This is a genomic window from Pseudomonas sp. PSPC2-3, assembly GCF_049898265.1.
In the GTDB taxonomy this organism is placed as follows: domain Bacteria; phylum Pseudomonadota; class Gammaproteobacteria; order Pseudomonadales; family Pseudomonadaceae; genus Aquipseudomonas; species Aquipseudomonas veronii.
In genome coordinates this window covers 317,647-336,769 of the sequence record NZ_JAFCXJ010000008.1, presented here as the reverse complement: position 1 = coordinate 336,769, position 19,123 = coordinate 317,647, and the positions used below count along the sequence as shown (strand labels likewise).

Genomic DNA, 19,123 nt, shown 5'->3' with positions numbered 1-19,123 from the left:
CGGGCATGCCCGCCCCCACCGATCACGCATCAGGGTTTCAGCGGAATTTCCTGATCCCGCTCCGAAAGCTCCGTGCCGTCGTCGGGATGCTTCCAGGTCTGCGGCTTTTCTTCCTCCAATTGCTGCTTGCGTCGCTCCTGCTTCCGTTCGTCCCGCTGTTTCTGTTCGTCAGTCATAGGCACCCCCGACCGTAAGAATTAGTTACGCCTGCAAGCATAGAACAAGGACGCCGCCGTGGGCCTGCACTGACCACTGATAACCAAAACGCATCAATAGATCAAAAATATTCACTTATCATTTCTAAATGTGTCAGCCACTATCCTTGGCCTTAAGCGAAACAAGCACTTTAAAAAGAACGCTGGAGACACAAAAGCATGACTAGCCCTACCCGCCCTGACTCTGCCCGTTCGAAAATTGGTGCGGTTTTCCGCGTTACTTCGGGCAACTTCCTCGAACAGTTCGACTTCTTCCTGTTCGGCTTCTACGCCACCTACATCGCTGCCGCGTTCTTCCCCGCCGCTAATGAGTTTGCGTCATTAATGATGACCTTTGCCGTGTTCGGCGCGGGCTTCCTGATGCGTCCGCTGGGTGCGGTCATCCTGGGTGCCTACATCGACGATGTGGGGCGGCGCAAAGGGTTGATCGTGACGCTGTCGATCATGGCCAGCGGTACGCTGCTGATTGTGCTGGTGCCGGGTTATCACACCATTGGCCTGTGGGCTCCGGCGCTGGTGTTGCTCGGCCGTCTGCTGCAAGGCTTCTCGGCCGGTGCGGAACTGGGCGGGGTGTCGGTGTACCTCGCAGAAATGGCCACCCCCGGCCGCAAAGGTTTCTACACCAGCTGGCAGTCGGGCAGCCAACAGATCTCCATCGTGGTCGCCGCCGCGCTGGGCTATGGCCTGAACGTGTGGATGCAACCGTCGGTCGTGGCCGACTGGGGCTGGCGCATTCCGTTCGCCGTCGGTTGCGTGATCATTCCGTTCATCTTTGTGCTGCGGCGCAACCTTGAGGAAACCGAAGAGTTCGCCAACCGCAAACATCGCCCGAGCATGCGTGAAGTGCTGGCGACCCTGGCGAAAAACTGGTCCGTGGTCATCGGCGGCATGTTGATGGTGGCCATGACCACCACCGCGTTCTACCTGATCACCGTGTATGCGCCGACCTTCGGCAAGACCGTGCTGCAACTGACCACGTCCGATGCGTTGCTGGTGACCCTGTTGGTGGCGATCTCGAACTTTGTCTGGCTGCCCATCGGCGGCAGCCTGAGCGACCGCTTCGGGCGCAAACCGGTGCTGGTCGCGATGACCGCGCTGACGGTGCTCACGGCTTATCCGGCGTTGTCCTACGTGGTAAACGCTGCGAGCTTTGCGCATATGCTGGAAACCCTGCTGTGGTTCTCCTTCCTGTACGGCATGTACAACGGCGCGATGATCCCGGCGCTGACCGAAATCATGCCGGTGGAAGTGCGCGTGGCGGGCTTCTCCCTGGCCTATAGCCTGGCGACTGCGGTCTTCGGCGGTTTCACTCCGGCGATCTCCACCTGGTTCATTCACGTCACCGACGACAAAGCCTCGCCGGCCTACTGGTTGATGTTCGCCGCCCTGTGCGCCCTGTGCTCGACCCTCGCGCTGTATCACCGTGCCAATACCCGCGGGCAGGTCATGCAAGAGGCGGCGCAATGAAAGCGCTGTCGAAAACCCTGACGGCCCTGGCCCTCGGTGCCCTGGCACTGACGGCCCAGGCCGAACAACTCAAGGTGATGACCTCCGGTGGCTTCACCGCTGCCTACAAGCTGCTGGGCCCGCAATACGCCCAGCGCAGCGGCGACACCCTCGACACCGTCCTCGGCCCGTCCATGGGCAAGGCGCCGGAAGCGATTCCCAACCGCCTGGCCCGTGGCGAACACGCGGATGTGGTGATCATGGTCGGCTACGCCCTGGATGAGCTGATCAAACAGGGCAAGGTCGACAAAGCGTCCCGCGTGGAACTGGCGGATTCGCGAATCGGCCTGGTGGTGAAAGCCGGCGCGGCCAAACCGGCCATCGGCACCGATGCCGAACTCAAAGCGGTGTTGCTCAAGGCCAAGTCCGTGGCGTATTCGGACAGCGCCAGCGGCGTGTATGTCGAGAAGGAACTGTTCAAGAAACTCGGCATGCCGGCCAAGGGCACCATGATCGAACGCATCCCCGTGGCCGAACAGGTCGCCAAGGGTGACTACGAGGTGGGCTTGCAGCAGGTGGCGGAACTGTTACCGGTGCCGGGGGTGACTTACGTCGGCAAGATACCTGAAGACGTGCAATCGGTGACGCGCTTCGCCGCGGGTATTCCGGTCAACGCCGAACACCCGGCGCAGGCCAGGGCGCTGCTGCACTACCTGGCCTCGCCCGAGGCGCAAGCGGTGGTGCAATCCACCGGCCTGGACTCGGTGTCACGCTGACCGAAACGGCAGCTCCCGCACCAACCGCTCCAACTCCAGCGCCGCTGGTGGCAACGTCCGCCCGCGGCGCTTGATCAAGCCCACATTGCGCATCACCTGCGGTTCCACCAGCGGCACACTCAGCAGGATCGGGTGTTCAGTGCCCGGCATGGCAATCGACGGCACCATCGCCACACCCAGCCCCGCCTCGACCAAGCCGATCATGGTGGTCACGTGGTGCGTCTCGCAAATACTCGGCTTTTTCACCCGCACGCCGCGCAGGGCCTGGTCCAGCAGAAAACGGTTGCCCGAGGTTTTGTCCACCGTGATGTAGTCATGCTCGTAGGCCTCGGCCCAGCTCACGCTGGCGCGCTCGGCCAGCGGGTGATCGCGGCGGCAGGCCAGCACATAACGCTCCTGAAACAGCAACTCGAACTCCACCTCATCGGCCAGGCTGCCGCTGAAACTCACGCCGAAATCCGCCTCGCCGCTTTCCACCGCATTGCACACCTCGCCGGCACTGGCATCCAGCACCCGCAGGCGAATCTTGGGGTAGAGCTTGTGGAATGCCGAGATCACGTGAGGCATGAAGTAATACGCGGTGGACGGCACACACGCGATGGTCACATCGCCCATCCGCGTGGAGGCGACGTTGCTGATGCCCATCAGCGCGATGTCGAGGTCGTCGAGGATACGCTCGACCTGCGGCAGGAAGGCGCGCCCGACCATGGTCAGGCTGACGCGGCGCGTGGTGCGCTCGAACAGCTTCACGTCGAGGGCGGTTTCGAGCTTTTCGATGCGCCGGCTGAGCGCTGGCTGCGAGATCCGGATGGCATCGGCGGCGCCGCGAAAACTACCCTTGTCTACTACGGCGCGAAAGGCTTGGAGGTCGTTGAGGTCGAAGTTGATGATCACGGTAGGAAGCCAGTGGGAATCGGGATGGAGGGCATTATCGTATGGCAGGTGACGGGGCGCCATGTGCGTAAGGACCGGCGCCCGGATACGCCAGGTTGTCAGCATGAAACTGCGCAGTATGGCGCGTTTCGACGGCCTGCGAACCTGTCAGGAATGACAGTACCGCTGGTCTTGCGCAGTGTTGACGACGGGCTGGCGCGGGGCTTTTATTAAGCATGTCGCACTGCGTCGGTGCGCAGTAGGACATCAGGGTTTAGAGGATACGAACAATGAGCGACAGACAGAACGGCACGGTGAAGTGGTTCAACGATGAAAAAGGCTATGGGTTCATCACTCCGGACAGCGGGCCCGACCTGTTCGTACACTTCAGGGCGATTGAGGGCACTGGATTCAAATCATTGAAAGAAGGACAGAAAGTCAGCTTCGAAACGACAAAAGGGGAAAAAGGCATGCAGGCGGACAAAGTCCAATTGATCAGCTGATAAGCCTGCGACTCACCGCGTCACCCCGCCCACCCTGGGCCATGTATTGCACTGAAAATGGAGAACGGCCATGTCCAGAAAGACTCCACAGACTGCAATCTTCATCAGCAGCGAAACTGCCGCCCACGATGCACAGGACGTTTTCTTTCGCAGCAGCACCGCCCAGGGTGGCCAGGTCCTGCGCGAAGGGCAAACCGTCACCTACGAATTGGAACGGGGGCCGGGGGGCGAGTGGCAAGCGGTCAATATCAGGATCGTGGAAGAACCGACGCTGAATTAGCGCCATCCTGCGCGCCGCCACTCGCGGCGCACTTCACTACAGCTGAAAGCGTGCCACCGCCTCGTTCAGTGCGACCGCCAGTTGCGCCAGTTCCCGGCTCGCGCCGTTGATCTGCCCGGCGCCGGAAGACGATTGCGCCGACAAGTCGCGAATGTTGACGATGTTGCGATCGACTTCCTTGGCGACCTGGGCCTGCTCCTCGGCGGCGCTGGCGATGACCAGGTTGCGCTGGTGAATCTGGTCGATGGAATCGGTGATCTGGCTCAAGGCGCCGCCGGCGCCTTCCGCCAACGCCAGGGTGTCGGTGGCGCGTGCGGTGCTCGACTGCATCGAGGTCAGTGCGTGGTCGGAACCCGCGCGCATGGCGCTGACCATCTGGTCGATTTCCAGGGTCGATTGCTGGGTGCGGTGCGCCAGGGCGCGCACTTCGTCGGCCACGACCGCAAAACCGCGTCCGGACTCCCCGGCCCGCGCCGCTTCGATGGCGGCATTGAGGGCCAGCAGGTTGGTCTGCTCGGCGATGGAGCGAATCACGTCGAGTACCTTGCCGATATCCCGCGATTGCTCGGCGAGGTGTTGCACCAGGGTCGAGGTCTCGCCGATGTTGCTGCTCAGGGCTTGAATCGCGCTGACCGTTTCGCCCACGCGATGCTGGCCTTCGCGCGCCGTTTCATTGGACACCCGCGTGGACTCGGAGGTGGACACCGCGTTGCGCGCCACCTCGTCAGCTGCGGAAGTCATCTCATTGACGGCAGTGGCGGCCAGCTCGATTTCCGCGGTCTGCTTTTGCAGGCTGCGGCTGCTTTGATCGGTGATGCCGTTCAGGTCGGTAGCCGACGACGCCAACTGCCCGGCCGACTGGCGAATCAGCTGCAAGGTGCCGCGCAGGCTGGCTTGCATACTCTGCAGCGCCACGAGCAGGCGGGTCACTTCGTCGTCGCCGGTCACCGCCACCGTTTCGGTCAGGTCGCCACGGGCGACGTTTTCCGCAGCCCGCACCGCATGGCTCAGCGGGCCGACGATGCTGCGTGTCAGCAGCCAGGCCAGCGCCACGGTACTCAAGGCGGCCAGGAGCACAAAGCCGAAGACCATCGTGCGCGAACGGCCATACTGCGCCTCGGCCGCCTGCCCCTGTTGGTTGATCTGCGTGTTGTAGTAGTCGGCCAATGCGTTGAGCTGGGCACCGGAGCCATCGACCACGGTTTTCATATCCACCAACAGCAACTTATTGAGCTCAGCCCCCTGTTGCTGGTCGGCCAGCGCAAACGAGCGGGTCAGCCCTTGCTGGTATTGGCGCAACGAGACCTGGAACTGCTCATACAACGCGCGCACTTCGGCGCTGTCGATCACGGCCTCGAGGTCGGCCAGCTTTTTGCTCAGGTCCTGGCTGCGCGTGTCCATCTGGCTGCGGTATTGCGGGATGCTTGCCGGGTTCGGGTCCAGCGCCATGCGCAAAGAGATGGTCCGAATGCGCAACATGATCTCGCGGATATCCGAGACCAGACGCATTTTAGGCACCAGCCCACGCTCGACCTGGACTGCACTTTCACGAATGCTGGCCATGTTCGAGAGCGCAAAAAAACCGAGTACGGCCACCAGCAAAGCAATCAGGGCAAAACCCAGGCCCGCGCGACGGGCGATGGACAGGCTACGTAAGGACATTTTTCGAGGCTCTTTTATTAGTGATCAGATGTCATACAAGAGCATTTCGGCCGCCAGGATCAGGACTTTAGAGACGTCATCCATTTCCCCGCGTGCGCCTGCGATCAGTCATGCAGGATTACAGGGAGATTTGCGTATGCGGAAAAATCCCTACACGGGAAAGAACCTGATCTCTCCATCTGAAACGAAAAAGCCTGCAGAACGCTCGGTTCGGCAGGCTTTTCGCTGCGGGCATCGGTTAACCGCCCTCAAGCGCACCCGCACGGGGTTGACGCTCGAACCGCGACTTCACACGCCTTGTCGAGCCATCGACTACTGACAAGTCCCACCTTTGTGGTGCGACCCCGTGCCCCCGACCGGATGTGTCCCCTTCGGACACGCCGCGGCAAAAAACGGGCTACACGCCAACACCACCAAAACCCCGACCAATAACAGCTTCTTCATACCATCCTCCGTGATCGTCACGACATATGATGGCACAAAGATATCACACCTCCACAAAACCGATACTCGGTTACTTCGCCCAAGCCTGCGGGCCGCTGAAGAACGCCTGCGCATTGCTGTCCAACGTCTCCAGGTGATACCCGCCCTCCTGCACGATCACACAGGGCAACCCCAGGCCGCGGATGTGCTCACCCAAGCGCGCAAACCCGTCCCGCGTCACCGCGACTTTGCTTTGCGGGTCCAGTTCGTAGATATCGAAGCCCAGGGAGAGCACCAGCACATCCGCAGAAAAGTCCTTCAGCGCCTTGAGGGCCAGTTCGAGCTGTTCAAAGAACACCGCCTCGCTGGCACCGTGGGGGATCGGCAGGTTGAGGTTGAAACCTTCGCCGGCCGCGTTGCCGCGCTCGTCAGCAAAACCGGCGACAGCCGGGTAGAAGTTGGTCGGGTCGCCGTGGATCGACACGTAGAGCACGTCGTCGCGGTCGTAGAAAATCTCCTGAATGCCTTGGCCGTGATGCATATCGGTATCCAGCACCGCGACGCGCTGGAAGCCTTCGCGCAACACCTGCGCCGCCACCGCGGCATTGTTGATGTAGCAGAAGCCGCCCGCCGCATCGAAGCGCGCGTGATGACCGGGGGGGCGACACAGCGCGTAGGCGGCGGGCGCGCCATCGAGGACGGCCTTGGCGGCAGCGACGGCGCTTTGGGCCGACCAATAGGCCGAGCGCCAGGTCCGTTCGCCGACCGGGCAACTGCCATCCGCCAGGTAGCGTGCGGCTTGGGCGAGGATGCCGCGCAGGGCGTTGGGTTCACGCACGAAGATGTTGGACATGACTTCGTCGCCCCACTCTTCAGGGATTTCCTTCCAGCGCGGGTAAGCCTCCTGAAGGAAGGTCAGGTAGGGAGCACCGTGTACCGCCAGCAGCGGCTCAAGGCCGTGGTCCTCGGGTGACACAATCTCAAACCCCAGGGTTTGCGCGGCCCGCAGCAGGTTGCGGGCACGCTCGGGGACTTCCTGCGGCGTTCGCATCTGACCACGGGAGTAGTAGCTGCGCGGATGATGCAGGAGTTGTTCGGGGTGGAAGAACGTTTGCATGGGAATCTCCTGAGTGAACACGCTGCCGGTGGGCGCTGGCTTGCCTGCGGCCCGGCAGGTCGTCTTCAGTCGTCCTGAATGAGGCGGTCAGTTGGCTTGGCCGGCACGTTTCAACACGGCGTTGAGTAAAACATCGGCGCCCTGGCGCACATCCTCGGGCAGTACGTCTTCGGCTTCGTTGTGGCTGAGGCCGCCGACGCAGGGGATGAAGATCATCGCCGTCGGGCAATAGCGTGCGAGGTGGATGGCATCGTGGCCGGCGCCGCTGACGATGGGCTGCTGGCTGTAACCCAAGGCGTCCACCGCCGCTTGCACGCAGGCCACGCATTCGGCATCGAACGGCGTCGCTGGGCTGATCCAGTGAGGGCTGATGGTGACGCTCAGGCCGCGCTTCTGCGCGATGGCCTGCAAGCGCGCCCTGACCTGCTGCTCCATCGCCTCAATGTCGGCGTCGCGGTGATGGCGCAGGTCGACGGTGAAGGTCAGCAAACCGGGAATGGTGTTGCGCGAAGACTTGGCAATGCTCAACTCGCCGACGGTGGTGAGGCCCTGGGGGGCGAAATCCATGGCGAGGCATTCCAGGGCCTGGATCATTTTCGCGGCGCCATACAGCGCGTCCTTGCGCAGCGGCATCGGTGTGGTGCCAGCATGCGCGGCCAGCCCTTCGACCCGCACATCGAGCCAGCGAATCGCCTGGCCGCCGCTGACCACGCCGATGCTCTTGGCGTGGTCCTCAAGGATCGGGCCTTGCTCGATATGGGCTTCGAAATACGCATCCACCGCCCCGCCCAGAGCACGCTTGCCGTGGCAGCCGAGCGTGCGCAAGGCGTCGGCCACGCTGATGCCGTCGGCATCGGTGGTGGCCAGGGCTTGGTCCAGCGCCAAGGTACCGGTGAACACGGCGGAGCCGAGCATGGCGGGGGTGAAACGGGCGCCCTCCTCGTTCGTCCATACCGCGATTTCCAGCGGCTTGCGGGTCTGGATGCCATGGTCGTCGAGGCTGCGCATCACCTCCAGGCCGGCCAGCACGCCGTAGACACCGTCGAAGCGGCCGCCTTCCGGCTGGGTGTCGAGGTGACTGCCGATCATCACCGGCGCGGCGTCCTTATCCGTACCGGCACGCCGGGCGAACAGGTTGCCGATGGCGTCCATGCTCAGGCTCAGCCCGGCGGCCTTGCACCAGTGGCTGAACAGCTCGCGACCGGCGTGGTCTTCAGCGCTCAACGCCAGGCGGCAACTGCCGCCGCGCGCGGTCGCACCGACTTCGGCCATGGCCATCAGGCTGGCCCATAAACGCTCACCCTTAATCTTCAACATTGCACCCGCTCCATTAAACACCAGGGGCCATTTCCAGACGGTGGGCAGTGGCGTGGCGGCGCGACAAGGCCAATACGCTCACCAGCGAGACCGCCGCGATCAGGCTGTAAAACACTGCCATCGGCCACCATTGGCCTTGGTATTCGTGGGCCAGCCAGGTGCCGATCAACGGTGTCAGGCCACCGGCCAGCGCACCGCACACCTGATAGGCCAGGGAAATCGCGGTGTAGCGCACGCGGGTTTCAAACAGGCCGCTGACAAAGCCCGCGATCACCGCATAAAACGAGGCCATGCACACCACCGCCAGGGCGATGCCGAGGATGATCAACGGCGCCTCACCGCTGCTGACCAGTACGAACATCGGGTAAGGCGACGCCATCGCCAGCACCGTCATCGCGCAGAGGAAACGCGTGGCGCCGACCTTCTCCGCGACCCAGGCCGCCAGGGGCTGTACGCAGAACTGGATGATGGCGACGACGAACAGGCACTCCAAAATCAACGAGCGCGGTAGGCCCAGTTGCTGAGTGCTGTAGGCAATCATAAAAGTGTTGGTGAAATACACGCCGGCGATGCCCAGGGTGTTGGCACCGATGCACAGCAGCAGCGGGCGCCAGGCGGTTTTCAGCACCTCGATCACCGGGGCCTGGTCCGGCTTGAGCGCCCGTGCCTTTTCGGCCAAGGCTTTGTCTTCGAGGAACTCAGGCGACTCGTTCACCCCCAGGCGAATCGCCAGGCCAACGATCAACAGCAAGGCGCTGGCCAGGAACGGCAGACGCCAGCCCCAACTGAGCAGGTCTTCTTCGGGCAAACGGGTCACCGCGCTGAACGCCAGCAGCGACAGAATCAAGCCCGCCGGGCTGCCCAACTGAGCAAAGGAGGCAAAGAAATTGCGGCGGCCCTTTGGCGCGTGCTCGCCGGCCATCAACACCGCCCCGCCCCACTCGCCACCGACGGCGATGCCCTGCACGATGCGCAACAGCACCAGCAGGACCGGCGCCGCGACGCCGATCTGCGCGTAGCTCGGCAACAACCCGATGCACACCGTGACCACGCCCATCATGACCAGAGTGATCACCAGCGACTTCTTGCGGCCGATGCGATCGCCGATATGCCCGAACACAATGCCGCCCAACGGCCGCGCGAAAAAGCCTACGGCAAAGGTGCCGAACGCGGCCATGGTGCTGAACAATTTATCTTCGGAAGGAAAAAACAGCTGACCGAACACCAACGCGGCGGCGGTGGCGTAGATGTAAAAGTCGTACCACTCGATCATGGTGCCGATGAAAGCGGCTGCCGCAGCACGGCGAGGCTGGGGCGAAGCGGAAGGCTTCATGGGGTGGGCTCCTTTGGTTATTTTTTTGGCAGGAGAAAGGTCGAACGCATGCGCTCTGATGGCGCTTGTTGAGGGTGATTTATCGTCGCGGGGCTATGATTAGTCAATTTTCTATTTATTATTCCAATTATAAATCCTGCTTATTATTGAGCCGCGCCATGCCCGAAACCCGTCGCGATATTCACCCGCTGCTCAACGACCGCCTGGACTGGAACCTGCTGCGCACCTTCCGCGTCATTGGCCAGGAACTGAGCATCAGCCGCGCCGCCGCACGCCTGCACCTGACTCAGCCGGCCATCAGCCAGGCCCTCAAACGCCTGGAAGAACAACTCGACTGCCAACTCATCGCCCGCCGTGGCCCGCGCTTCGTACTGACCGAGGCCGGCGAACAGATCTTCGCCATCGCCGGCGAGATGTACGGCCAGGTCTCGCAGATGAGCAACGCCCTGCAAAAACCCGGCGATGAAGTGATCGGCAAAGTGCGCCTGCTGATGATCAGCCGCATCAACTCCAACACCTTCGATGAGTTCCTGGCCGAGTTTCACCGCGAACACCCGCGGGTCGACCTGGAGGTCGAGGTAATGCGCAGCTCCGACATCGTCGCCGCCCTGCTGGAAAAAACCGCCACCCTGGGCCTGAGCCTCAACCGCCGGCCACAGCCGCGCCTGGAACAACATCTGTTCCTGCACCAGCGCTATGGTTTTTTCTGCGGCAAACACCACCCACTGTTCGGCCGCAGCGGCTTGGCCGAAGGGGACTTGCAGTCGGAAAACTTCGTCAGTTTTACCAGCGACCAGATCGGCGGGATGCTCTCGCCGTTGACCATATTCCGCGATCAGCAGGGGTTCAGCGGGCGGATCGTGGCGTCGTCATCCAGCCTGGAAGAAGTGCGCCGCCTGGTCATCGCCGGGTTTGGCCTGGGCTGCCTGCCGATTCATGTGGTGGCGGAGGATGTGCAGAACGGACTGCTCTGGCGATTACCGCCGGATGAGGGAATTGCGGATGTGGATATCCATGTGTTGTGGCATCGGGAGCAGAAGATGAGTCGCGCAGAAACAGTGTTTATCGACAGTTTGTTGGCTCGTCTGGCGCGGTAGTCGAATGTATTTAGCGATTTATCAGACGGCTCTCTCAGGCGAACTCAATAGGGCCTTGGCTTGTTCATTCTGGACTTCGGCGAACTTTGTAAACTCTTTCCTCGTCAACTAAAGTTCAGCTCGTTGAAAAAATCGCTTTTGCTTCGCCAATTAATGACACCTGTCACACCGGCCAGGCCGAACTTTAAAAAAGTTCATCAATACCAACGAACACATCTCTGATGCACTCATCTAGCAGCAGGAACAGAAATAACATTATACGTTCCTATACTTAATGAAGCTTAAACAACCACCTTCAAAAAATAATGAACCGCGCCTGACTCTACTCAGTATTCTGCGCCACCTATCAGATGAATTGAACCGAGCACTGCTATGGCTCTCGATTCTTCAGGATCCTTTTTGCGGCGCCAATAATTTCTTTCAGCGACGTTTCATCTGCTTGATAGGCAATGTCGCATAGGCAGTGGCGAAGGTTCGCGGCGGTTGGTTCAGCGTGATCCCGGCTCGTGAAAAAAGCATCCAGTCCCACGCCCAGGACGTCAGCGATTCGCTCCAACATCTCGATGCTAGGGGCGTATTCGCCCCTCTCGTAACGACTCACTGTCATCGACTCACACCCCAGTGCTTCGGCAAGGGCGGCCTGTGTCCATTTATTGTCTAGTCGTAAGTGCTTGATTCGCTTGCCTATACGTATAGTGGCACTTTGCTTCATCTGAAATATCACTTAAAATCAAATGCTTACACCTATTCACCTCCCCAGGAAGATCATAAAAAGGCTAGATTGCTATTATTTTCTAGCCAATTTCAGTATAGTCATTTTTTGACTATCTGAACGATGTTGAATTGCTAAGGAATTTTCCCATGGACGCCGAAAATTATGCCTGCCGGAAAATGCGATTGATTTTTGGTGCCTGCAGGTACCCGCGTTTGAGAAGCACCCAGCATTTATTTGTCGTTACAGGTCAAAAAACACCGCTCCTATTGCCTATGGTTGGGTAACTGGGGGGTAAACGTTCATGCTCACACCTTCCCACCTTCAACAACTGACACGACAAGGCATGATCGAACAGGCGTTACGCCAGGTCGATATCGAGCACGAATTCAGCCTGGTTTTTCAGCCGGTGATTGATTTGCGCAGCTGGCGCACCGTAGCGTTCGAAGCATTGGCACGCTGGAACAGCCCAGAGCTAGGTGACGTGCCTCCCGGCCAGTTCATTCCGATTGCCGAGCGGATCGGCCTGATAAATCGCCTGACCACTCACCTGCTCGGCAAGGCATTGCTGATTGCCTCTGATTGGCCCCGCCACATTTGCCTTTCTTTTAACTTGTCCGCGCACGACTGTGCTTCAGACGAAATCGCCGGACAAATAATCGAAATCATCAAGGCCAGCCATTTCGACGCCAGGCGACTGGACCTGGAAATAACCGAAACAGCGATCATGCAGGATGTCGTTAAAGTGCAACATACTATTGACAGGTTCTGTCGGCTAGGTTGCGGAGTGGCCCTTGACGATTTCGGCACTGGATACTCCAGCCTTAGCCAACTACTTTCGCTGGCGCTCACTAAAATAAAAATAGATCGAACCTTTATTACTGGCATTGACGAAAACCCCACCAGCTACAAAATTGTAAAGTCTCTAGTTGCTTTGAGCAGTGACATGCAACTGGAATGTATAGCCGAGGGCGTGGAAACTCGCGAGGAATTGGAATCCTTGATTAGCCTGGGTTGTTTTTTTGTCCAAGGTTATTACTTTTCGCAGCCCATGCATCATTCGCACATAGATAATTGGCTCAAAGACAATTGAATGGTTCGTGGCATGTCAAAAACTCAATGTCGAGCGCTGACTGAAGTGCAGACCTTCGCAAGGTTTCTCTAATATCCAACCCGGTGCAAAGTGGCTAAACCTGGAAGCGTCCTTGCATTTTCTGGCCAACTGCAGCCCAGAGATCCAGGCAACGGATTCCTCAGGCACGGTGGCCTTGGTTTGCTCGGATAAACCGCCAGCCTTGCGCGCTTCGCTCATGGTCTCCTCGGCCTGTTTGCTGAAGGCGCCGGAGGCACACTCCAGCTCGGAGGAAACCTGTTTGAACTGGTCGCGGGTGGTGTCGGACATGGGTTATCCTCCCTGTAGGGTATAAACCTCTATCGCCGCAGACACAAAAAACTTAAGGACGAGTTAAAAATGCCTATTGCTTAATGGCTAAAAAGCCAATTAAACCTTCCATCAGAACTAAATCAAGGATGACTCTGTGTCACAGCAAAACTTCAACGACAACATCGTAAACTGGACATTTGAAAACTATGCAACACTGGCAAGCTTAGGTAGCGGTATCGCCATCTGCTTGTTAGCTTTGTACATTTATTCACGTTCAGGCTCACTGATATTCCTACGCGACTTAATGTGGCGCTTTTTCGGCGGCTCCACAAAATTTGAAACCGAAGACTACGAACAAGTACGAAAAAACCTCAGGGAAGTTGAATACTACCGATTCGAGTTCAACATACCCGCACAGAACTTGGCTGACACCAAACTCGCCGAAGAATGGATCAAGAAAAATGGCTTCTGCCATAGAGATGTTGCACGAGCAAGAAAATATATAGACTGGAAAAACTTTGACAGCCTAAAATTTAAAGAGGCCCTGTTTTCGAAAAAAGCTCAATGTGCGTTTTTTTGCGCTACTCTTCTTTTTCTTCGTAATTATCAGCATTTCAGTACCACTTACGAACGCAAAATACCTGATGGTTTCATTGAAAGACGCTCCGGAAGCTCCGTCATTTTACCTATCCGAGGGCGATGCTAAATTCAGCTTTTTCAAATCCAACCCAACACTAACAGAGAAAGAGTGCCAGTCACCGGAATCACTTAAAAAATTTATCAATCACGAGTTCTCAGAAAAAAATATCAACATCATCTGCTCGCTCTTTGGCGAGGACAAATACCGTGAGCATGTAAACAATGGGCTCAAGGGGCAACGAGGGCTTCTTCTGGCAATCGTCGCAATTTCGATTTTCTCCGTGTTCTGTATATTGGTGCGAATATCCAGATCAGATGTTGCAAAAAAACTCCACGAAAAAATTCATCCGCCCAAAAAACAAATTTTCAAAAAATAACCCATCCAGCTGAATAGCTTTGCGACTCTTACATTACACCGTTAGAGTCGCCTCGCTGGATTGATCACACCCCGAAACCTATCTAATGCCTTTTCTAGACTACGAGCAGGCTCATAGAACGTTTGGCGAAGACCTTCGCTGCGGCCTCTTCCGCTGACAGCGAAGCTCCGAAGATGCTGTCCAGCCGCATGGCGGAATCGACCGACACGGCGTTGCCACTGCTGGAGGTGCTGAACCACTCTTGCCAGAAGGCCCTTTCAGCCAAGCCGATGGGCACGCCGAGCCACTGCTGCAAGGCGGCGCGCAGCCGTCCGGGTTTCCAGCGTTTCACGGTCAGACGCCCGCCATGATCGGGTTGTTGAAGAAGCCCTTGCGGCCACCGATGTCGGTCAGCCATGAACGGCAGGCAAAAAAATCCGGCACTCCTATCAGAAGCCCGGATTTTTCAGCAAATCAAACTAGCTCAGTACTACAGAGTTTTTACCGGCTTAATCAAACTCTCCGCCGGAATCCCAAACATCTCATGCAGTTTCCAAATCATCGGCAGCGTAAGAGCTCGCTTCCCGTTCAGAACCTCATAAACCCGATTCTTGCGCCCGATGGCAGGCACAAGGTCTGTCGCTGACAAACCGGACTGCTCCATCCTGAAACGTATGGCATCCACCGGGTTGGGCAGGTCAACCGGGAAGTGTTTCGCTTCATAAGCTTCGATCAGCGTAATCATTACCTCTAGGTAATCCCCTTCAGGAGTCCCTGGCTCTGGCTCATTATCGAACAGCGGCGAGACAGCCTTCAGCGCTTCTTGGTAATCCTGTTCGGTACGAATGGGGCGAATGTTCATGGGTTACTCCATTTCAACAGTATCTGCGTCAACGGCGTCGTACTGCTTATGTGTGCCGACAAATTTGATATAGAGAGCGCTGTAGCGGTAGGCCACAGCGACCACTAGCCGGTAGTCATTGCCCTTGATGTTGAACACGACCCGGCGGCTCTTGAGAACGCTCGCATGGCGAAATTGGCCTTTGATGTCTGCGGGCGTCTGCCAGTTCGCTTTCTTGACCTCGTCAATCCAGGCAAGGAGGGATTGCTCTGAATCCGGATATTTCTGCCAAAAAGTCTTGAGCTGGCTGATCGCGATGATTCTCATAGAATGATCCTAGTCCCACCGTGGGACTCACACAAGTGCGTTTCATCTGTTTGCCGTGTCCTGATACTCCCCCACACTCAGAAACGCCAAACTGAAATCATAAAAAAATTTTGCAGTCAGACACCCGCCATGATCGGGTTGTGGAGAAGCCGTCGCGGTCACAGAAGAGATGTACGTCGCCGTGGTGGGGATCAAAGGGTCCACGATCACTGCGGCGCCGGTGCGACCGCGACGAGAGCATTCAGCACAAAGTGGATGATCCCGGAGCCAGCCGAGTCGAGTATTTTGCCAGTGGTAGCTATAGAGCCTGGGTTTACTCTCGCTCATCGCCGGGGAAATTTGATGCGTGCGAAACGTTATCAATTAGAACTTTTAAAAGCCTTCACTAGACTCAATCAGCAACCCCTGATAACTTAACTTAAAATCAGACCCAACTTATAAAGTACACACAACATGACTATTGAAAACAACATGAGAGGGATAGTTATAGCACCCTCACTAGATCTCGAGGCACATAAAAACATTAGCTACTTAGGAACCATTCACCCTGACACCTTTAAAAAATACTTACTTTACTTTGACAAAATTGACATCCCAAAAACTACCAGAATAGGTTTTGAATCAACACCTGACGATAAATTTCTCGAGAGCGCCGGAATCTTAGAACACACGCTGCACGACGAGGGCTCTACATTTCAGCCAAAGCACACAAAACTAAACCTAATCGAAAATGCCCTGAAGATACGCCATAGCGTCCAACCTGGGCAGTGGAGCCTGGCGAATCACAAGCTCTCTCCGAGCGAGAACCAGCTTACGAAGAACCCAGGGATCGAAATAAAAATTTATGAATGCCTACCGATTCCAAGCCCAGAATCATCTTTCGATGACATATTAAACTACAAAGACAAGAGAAAAGATGAACTATTAGAATTTCGAAGTCATCTGGACAACATCTACCAACTGATTCTTTCTCAGCCAGACACCGAGAGAGCTTTAGTGACAGCAATAGCAAACCTCAAAAAATCCATAACCAACGTCAATGCCTCAGCTACGAAAGGCCTACTACGAAGAGTTGCTTCCAGCTTCAACATCAGCCTTAACATCGAAAGCACTTTTTCGTTGGCCAGTGCTTTACTAACAGGAGACAAAAATCAGGTCATCAAAGAAGCATTGGATTTCATTAGCCTTGAACCTGCAAAACTATTTACAGCGACTGAAATCCCGAAGGATCTAAAGGCGCTCTCTTATTTGGTCAACCTCAACAAAATATGACATCACTCGTCCAACTTTTATAACTCGATAGCAATGGGGATCCGTCCTATGCGGAGATGCAAGCAACCAACCTGAGATCTTTTTACTCTCTAACAGAAAACCTACAAAGTAGGCGTTTCAAGTGTTTTTCCGCAACGACACAGTGATTAAACTTTGACGCACTATCAGCTGACAGCTGGTCAAGTACCGCGTCTCTCAGAGCGTCTCGATAACTCAGCAATCATTCGATCATGCAGTCGCTGGGCCCAGTTGCGATAAGTCCTATCCGCCGATGGCTCCAGTCCCAGCAGCCGCATCTGCTCAGCAACGGACAGCTCCCGTTCCGGTAGATAGCGCAAGCTCGCCAATTTGGCTAACCGCTGGCCCTGCTCACCTTGATGTTGCAACCAGGCCAATGCGGCTTCCACCTCGCGCGCCATGTGATCGGGACCGGCTCCCACGAGTAGATCCCTCGAGCCCGGCGTACCACGGCCCCCCCCCCCCCCAGTTTTGGCAAGACATTCGAAAGAGAATCGGTGCGCGTTTGGCAGCATCAACACGGACTCGAACAAAGTAAGCATCTTTCAGCTCGAAGTGATATTCGCTTTCGGGGGAGTTCATGGTTTTTTCACCCCGATCCAAAAGCTGCAGGTACGTGCGCGCTTCGGCGTACTGAATAACGCCTGCTGTGCCTTCTACGGAGACCACCACATTGCTTGAGTAGGCAGCGGCGGGAGAGCCGCGCAACAAGGCGCGGTAGCGGGTATCGCATCACCAAATCCTTATGAGTGATGGAAGGCTGCTGGGCGAGCCTTGAGAATTACCCTAAACCAAACCCCAACAACGAAAAAGCCCCTGAAATGTTCAACCATTTCAGGGGCTTAGTCGTATTCAATAATGGCGGAGAGATAGGGATTCGAACCCTAGGTACCGGTGAAGGTACAACGGATTTCGAATCCGTCCCATTCGGCCACTCTGGCATCTCTCCAACGGCGCGCATCATAACAGCCTGTCTCTGGAAAGCAAAGCGCCGAAGCGATTTTTTTCCGTGCTATCAGATGCTTGCGTCGATTACAGCGGTACGCCGAGGCGCTTGGCGACTTCTTCGTAGGCTTCGATCACATCACCGAGGCCTTGGCGGAAGCGGTCCTTGTCCATCTTCTTCTTGGTGTCCTTGTCCCACAGGCGGCAGCCGTCCGGGCTGAATTCGTCGCCCAGGACGATGGAGCCGTCGTGGAACACGCCGAATTCAAGCTTGAAGTCGACCAGCAAGAGGCCGGCGTCGTCGAACAGCTTGCTCAGCACGTCGTTGACCTTGAGGGACAGTTCCTTCATGCGCGCCAGTTGCTCGGCGGTGCCCCAGCCGAACGCCACGACGTGGGATTCGTTGATGAACGGGTCGCCCTTGGCGTCGTCCTTCAGGAACAGCTCGAACGTGTAAGGGTTGAGCTTGAGGCCCTCCTCCACGCCCAGGCGCTTGACCAGGCTGCCAGCGGCGTAGTTACGCACGACGCATTCGACCGGGATCATGTCCAGCTTCTTGACCAGGCATTCGTTGTCGCTCAGCAGTTTATCGAATTGGGTCGGAATGCCGGCCGCTTCGAGTTTCTGCATGATGAAGGCGTTGAACTTGTTGTTCACCATGCCCTTGCGATCCAGTTGTTCGATGCGCTTGCCGTCGAACGCCGAAGTGTCGTTGCGAAACAGCAGGATCAGGCGGTTGGCGTCGTCGGTCTTGTATACCGACTTGGCTTTGCCGCGGTAGAGTTCTTCACGTTTTTCCATGATGGGCTCCGCTTTGAGTGAGGTGGGCTAGGCGATGTGTCGCCAGTCGAGCCCTGAATCTTGATCGGCCAGTTGCAGCCAGTCCGGGTCGCACCCAAGGGTATCGACAAAACATTGCCGGGCCAGCTGCGGCAGGTTGTTCTTGCTGCTCAGGTGGGCCAGGACCAGGTGTTGCAGGTCTTGCCAGCCCAACTCATACACCAGGTACGCCGCCTGGTGGTTGTTCAAATGCCCGAGTTCGCCGCCCACCCGTTGCTTGAGAAAGTACGGGTAATGACCGCGAGCCAACAGGTCTCGGCAGTGGTTGGACTCGATCATCAATGCATCGAGATCCCGGTAACCGTCCAGCACCTTGGCGCAGTAGGAGCCCAGGTCGGTGAGTACGCCGAAACGTCGCTCGCCGCCACTGAATACATACTGCGTCGGCTCCTGGGCGTCATGCGCCACGGCAATCACATCGATGCTCAAGGCACCGATCTGCAACTGCTCGCCACCGGCCAGGAAGCCTGCGGGTTCAATGGGTTTGCGCATCCCGCGCAAGGTGCCGCGACTCAGGTACACCGGAAGATTGTAGCGCCGAGACAGCAAACCCACGCCATGCACATGGTCGGCATGTTCGTGGGTCACCAGAATCGCGCTCAGCTGCGAGGGGTGAACCCCCAGGCGCAGCAGGCGCCGCTCGGTTTCCCTTAACGAGAAACCACAATCCACCAGCACATACGTGTCGTCTTGAGCGACCAGCGTGCCGTTCCCTTGGCTACCGCTGCCGAGAACGGCAAAACGCAT

The 19,123-nt window shown here is 57.4% G+C and carries 21 protein-coding genes, 1 tRNA gene and 2 pseudogenes; 9 read left to right on the top strand and 15 right to left on the bottom strand.

The window, feature by feature from the left end; translation table 11 throughout:
* Positions 1–29: 29 nt before the first annotated feature.
* Positions 30–176 (bottom strand): hypothetical protein, encoded by a 147-nt coding sequence (locus ACP7E3_RS20200; protein WP_165933314.1) that lies wholly within the window; start codon positions 174–176, stop codon positions 30–32.
* 198 nt (positions 177–374) lie between these two features.
* Between ACP7E3_RS20200 and ACP7E3_RS20195 the strand changes: the two genes are divergently transcribed.
* Both ACP7E3_RS20195 and ACP7E3_RS20190 read left to right on the top strand, forming a co-directional pair.
* Positions 375–1,682, top strand: a complete 1,308-nt coding sequence (locus tag ACP7E3_RS20195; RefSeq protein ID WP_057004984.1) for an MFS transporter — start codon at positions 375–377, stop codon at positions 1,680–1,682.
* The gene (locus ACP7E3_RS20190) at positions 1,679–2,437 is read left to right on the top strand and encodes a substrate-binding domain-containing protein (RefSeq protein ID WP_017848715.1); all 759 of its coding nucleotides are present in this window, start codon (positions 1,679–1,681) and stop codon (positions 2,435–2,437) included. Before ACP7E3_RS20195 ends, ACP7E3_RS20190 begins: the two co-directional genes overlap by 4 nt.
* Here the strand turns inward: ACP7E3_RS20190 and ACP7E3_RS20185 are convergent.
* Entirely contained in the window at positions 2,429–3,331 is a 903-nt protein-coding gene (locus ACP7E3_RS20185) for a LysR family transcriptional regulator (RefSeq protein ID WP_017848714.1), read from the bottom strand. The two genes, ACP7E3_RS20190 and ACP7E3_RS20185, sit on opposite strands and share 9 nt — an antisense overlap.
* A gap of 269 nt (positions 3,332–3,600) precedes the next feature.
* On the opposite strand from ACP7E3_RS20185, the gene ACP7E3_RS20180 reads away from it, so the two are divergent.
* Both ACP7E3_RS20180 and ACP7E3_RS20175 read left to right on the top strand, forming a co-directional pair.
* The gene (locus tag ACP7E3_RS20180; protein WP_046384354.1) at positions 3,601–3,813 is read left to right on the top strand and encodes a cold-shock protein; all 213 of its coding nucleotides are present in this window, start codon (positions 3,601–3,603) and stop codon (positions 3,811–3,813) included.
* A gap of 70 nt (positions 3,814–3,883) precedes the next feature.
* Positions 3,884–4,093 (top strand): cold-shock protein, encoded by a 210-nt coding sequence (locus ACP7E3_RS20175; RefSeq protein ID WP_046384355.1) that lies wholly within the window; start codon positions 3,884–3,886, stop codon positions 4,091–4,093.
* 36 nt (positions 4,094–4,129) lie between these two features.
* Here the strand turns inward: ACP7E3_RS20175 and ACP7E3_RS20170 are convergent, their stop codons facing one another.
* The 5 genes and pseudogenes from ACP7E3_RS20170 to ACP7E3_RS20150 form a co-directional block, all read right to left on the bottom strand.
* Positions 4,130–4,993: a methyl-accepting chemotaxis protein gene (locus ACP7E3_RS20170; RefSeq protein WP_370737569.1), complete on the bottom strand. Its 864-nt coding sequence runs from the start codon at positions 4,991–4,993 to the stop codon at positions 4,130–4,132.
* Positions 4,988–5,755: pseudogene (locus ACP7E3_RS20165) on the bottom strand (MCP four helix bundle domain-containing protein); the annotation flags it as partial. The gene ACP7E3_RS20170 and the pseudogene ACP7E3_RS20165, both read right to left, overlap by 6 nt.
* A 514-nt stretch (positions 5,756–6,269) precedes the next feature.
* Positions 6,270–7,295, bottom strand: coding sequence for a histone deacetylase family protein (locus ACP7E3_RS20160; RefSeq protein WP_426124168.1), 1,026 nt, complete (start codon positions 7,293–7,295; stop codon positions 6,270–6,272).
* 87 nt (positions 7,296–7,382) lie between these two features.
* On the bottom strand, positions 7,383–8,612 hold the full coding sequence (locus tag ACP7E3_RS20155; protein ID WP_232566361.1) for a Zn-dependent hydrolase: 1,230 nt from the start codon (positions 8,610–8,612) through the stop codon (positions 7,383–7,385).
* Positions 8,613–8,625: 13 nt separating this feature from the next.
* Positions 8,626–9,945: an MFS transporter gene (locus tag ACP7E3_RS20150; RefSeq protein WP_046384359.1), complete on the bottom strand. Its 1,320-nt coding sequence runs from the start codon at positions 9,943–9,945 to the stop codon at positions 8,626–8,628.
* A gap of 158 nt (positions 9,946–10,103) precedes the next feature.
* Between ACP7E3_RS20150 and ACP7E3_RS20145 the strand changes: the two genes are divergently transcribed.
* On the top strand, positions 10,104–11,042 hold the full coding sequence (locus ACP7E3_RS20145; protein ID WP_017848707.1) for a LysR family transcriptional regulator: 939 nt from the start codon (positions 10,104–10,106) through the stop codon (positions 11,040–11,042).
* A 370-nt stretch (positions 11,043–11,412) separates the two neighbouring features.
* Here the strand turns inward: ACP7E3_RS20145 and ACP7E3_RS20140 are convergent, their stop codons facing one another.
* On the bottom strand, positions 11,413–11,754 hold the full coding sequence (locus ACP7E3_RS20140; RefSeq protein WP_057004978.1) for a helix-turn-helix domain-containing protein: 342 nt from the start codon (positions 11,752–11,754) through the stop codon (positions 11,413–11,415).
* Between the two features lie 298 nt (positions 11,755–12,052).
* On the opposite strand from ACP7E3_RS20140, the pseudogene ACP7E3_RS20135 reads away from it, so the two are divergent.
* Positions 12,053–12,847: pseudogene (locus tag ACP7E3_RS20135) on the top strand (EAL domain-containing protein); the annotation flags it as partial.
* Between the two features lie 15 nt (positions 12,848–12,862).
* On the opposite strand, the gene ACP7E3_RS20130 reads toward ACP7E3_RS20135, so the two are convergent.
* Entirely contained in the window at positions 12,863–13,156 is a 294-nt protein-coding gene (locus ACP7E3_RS20130) for a hypothetical protein (protein WP_169865065.1), read from the bottom strand.
* Positions 13,157–13,292: 136 nt separating this feature from the next.
* Between ACP7E3_RS20130 and ACP7E3_RS20125 the strand changes: the two genes are divergently transcribed.
* A complete protein-coding gene (locus tag ACP7E3_RS20125) occupies positions 13,293–13,844 on the top strand; it encodes a DUF6216 family protein (RefSeq protein ID WP_426124164.1) in 552 nt (183 codons plus the stop codon).
* Entirely contained in the window at positions 13,783–14,154 is a 372-nt protein-coding gene (locus ACP7E3_RS20120; protein ID WP_426124162.1) for a DUF6216 family protein, read from the top strand. Before ACP7E3_RS20125 ends, ACP7E3_RS20120 begins: the two co-directional genes overlap by 62 nt.
* 94 nt (positions 14,155–14,248) lie before the next feature.
* On the opposite strand, the gene ACP7E3_RS20115 is transcribed toward ACP7E3_RS20120, so the two are convergent.
* From ACP7E3_RS20115 to ACP7E3_RS20105, 3 genes are all read right to left on the bottom strand, one after another.
* The gene (locus ACP7E3_RS20115; RefSeq protein ID WP_057004976.1) at positions 14,249–14,485 is read right to left on the bottom strand and encodes a hypothetical protein; all 237 of its coding nucleotides are present in this window, start codon (positions 14,483–14,485) and stop codon (positions 14,249–14,251) included.
* A gap of 138 nt (positions 14,486–14,623) precedes the next feature.
* On the bottom strand, positions 14,624–14,995 hold the full coding sequence (locus tag ACP7E3_RS20110) for a helix-turn-helix domain-containing protein (RefSeq protein WP_057004975.1): 372 nt from the start codon (positions 14,993–14,995) through the stop codon (positions 14,624–14,626).
* A 3-nt stretch (positions 14,996–14,998) separates the two neighbouring features.
* Positions 14,999–15,301: a type II toxin-antitoxin system HigB family toxin gene (locus ACP7E3_RS20105; protein WP_046384363.1), complete on the bottom strand. Its 303-nt coding sequence runs from the start codon at positions 15,299–15,301 to the stop codon at positions 14,999–15,001.
* A 453-nt stretch (positions 15,302–15,754) separates the two neighbouring features.
* On the opposite strand from ACP7E3_RS20105, the gene ACP7E3_RS20100 reads away from it, so the two are divergent.
* A complete protein-coding gene (locus ACP7E3_RS20100) occupies positions 15,755–16,573 on the top strand; it encodes a DUF6236 family protein (protein ID WP_426124159.1) in 819 nt (272 codons plus the stop codon).
* 877 nt (positions 16,574–17,450) lie between these two features.
* On the opposite strand, the gene ACP7E3_RS20095 is transcribed toward ACP7E3_RS20100, so the two are convergent.
* From ACP7E3_RS20095 to ACP7E3_RS20085, 3 genes are all read right to left on the bottom strand, one after another.
* A tRNA-Ser gene (locus ACP7E3_RS20095) sits at positions 17,451–17,540 on the bottom strand.
* Positions 17,541–17,623: 83 nt separating this feature from the next.
* The gene (purC, locus tag ACP7E3_RS20090) at positions 17,624–18,337 is read right to left on the bottom strand and encodes a phosphoribosylaminoimidazolesuccinocarboxamide synthase (RefSeq protein ID WP_017844921.1); all 714 of its coding nucleotides are present in this window, start codon (positions 18,335–18,337) and stop codon (positions 17,624–17,626) included.
* Positions 18,338–18,364: 27 nt separating this feature from the next.
* Positions 18,365–19,123, bottom strand: a complete 759-nt coding sequence (locus tag ACP7E3_RS20085; RefSeq protein WP_017844920.1) for an MBL fold metallo-hydrolase — start codon at positions 19,121–19,123, stop codon at positions 18,365–18,367.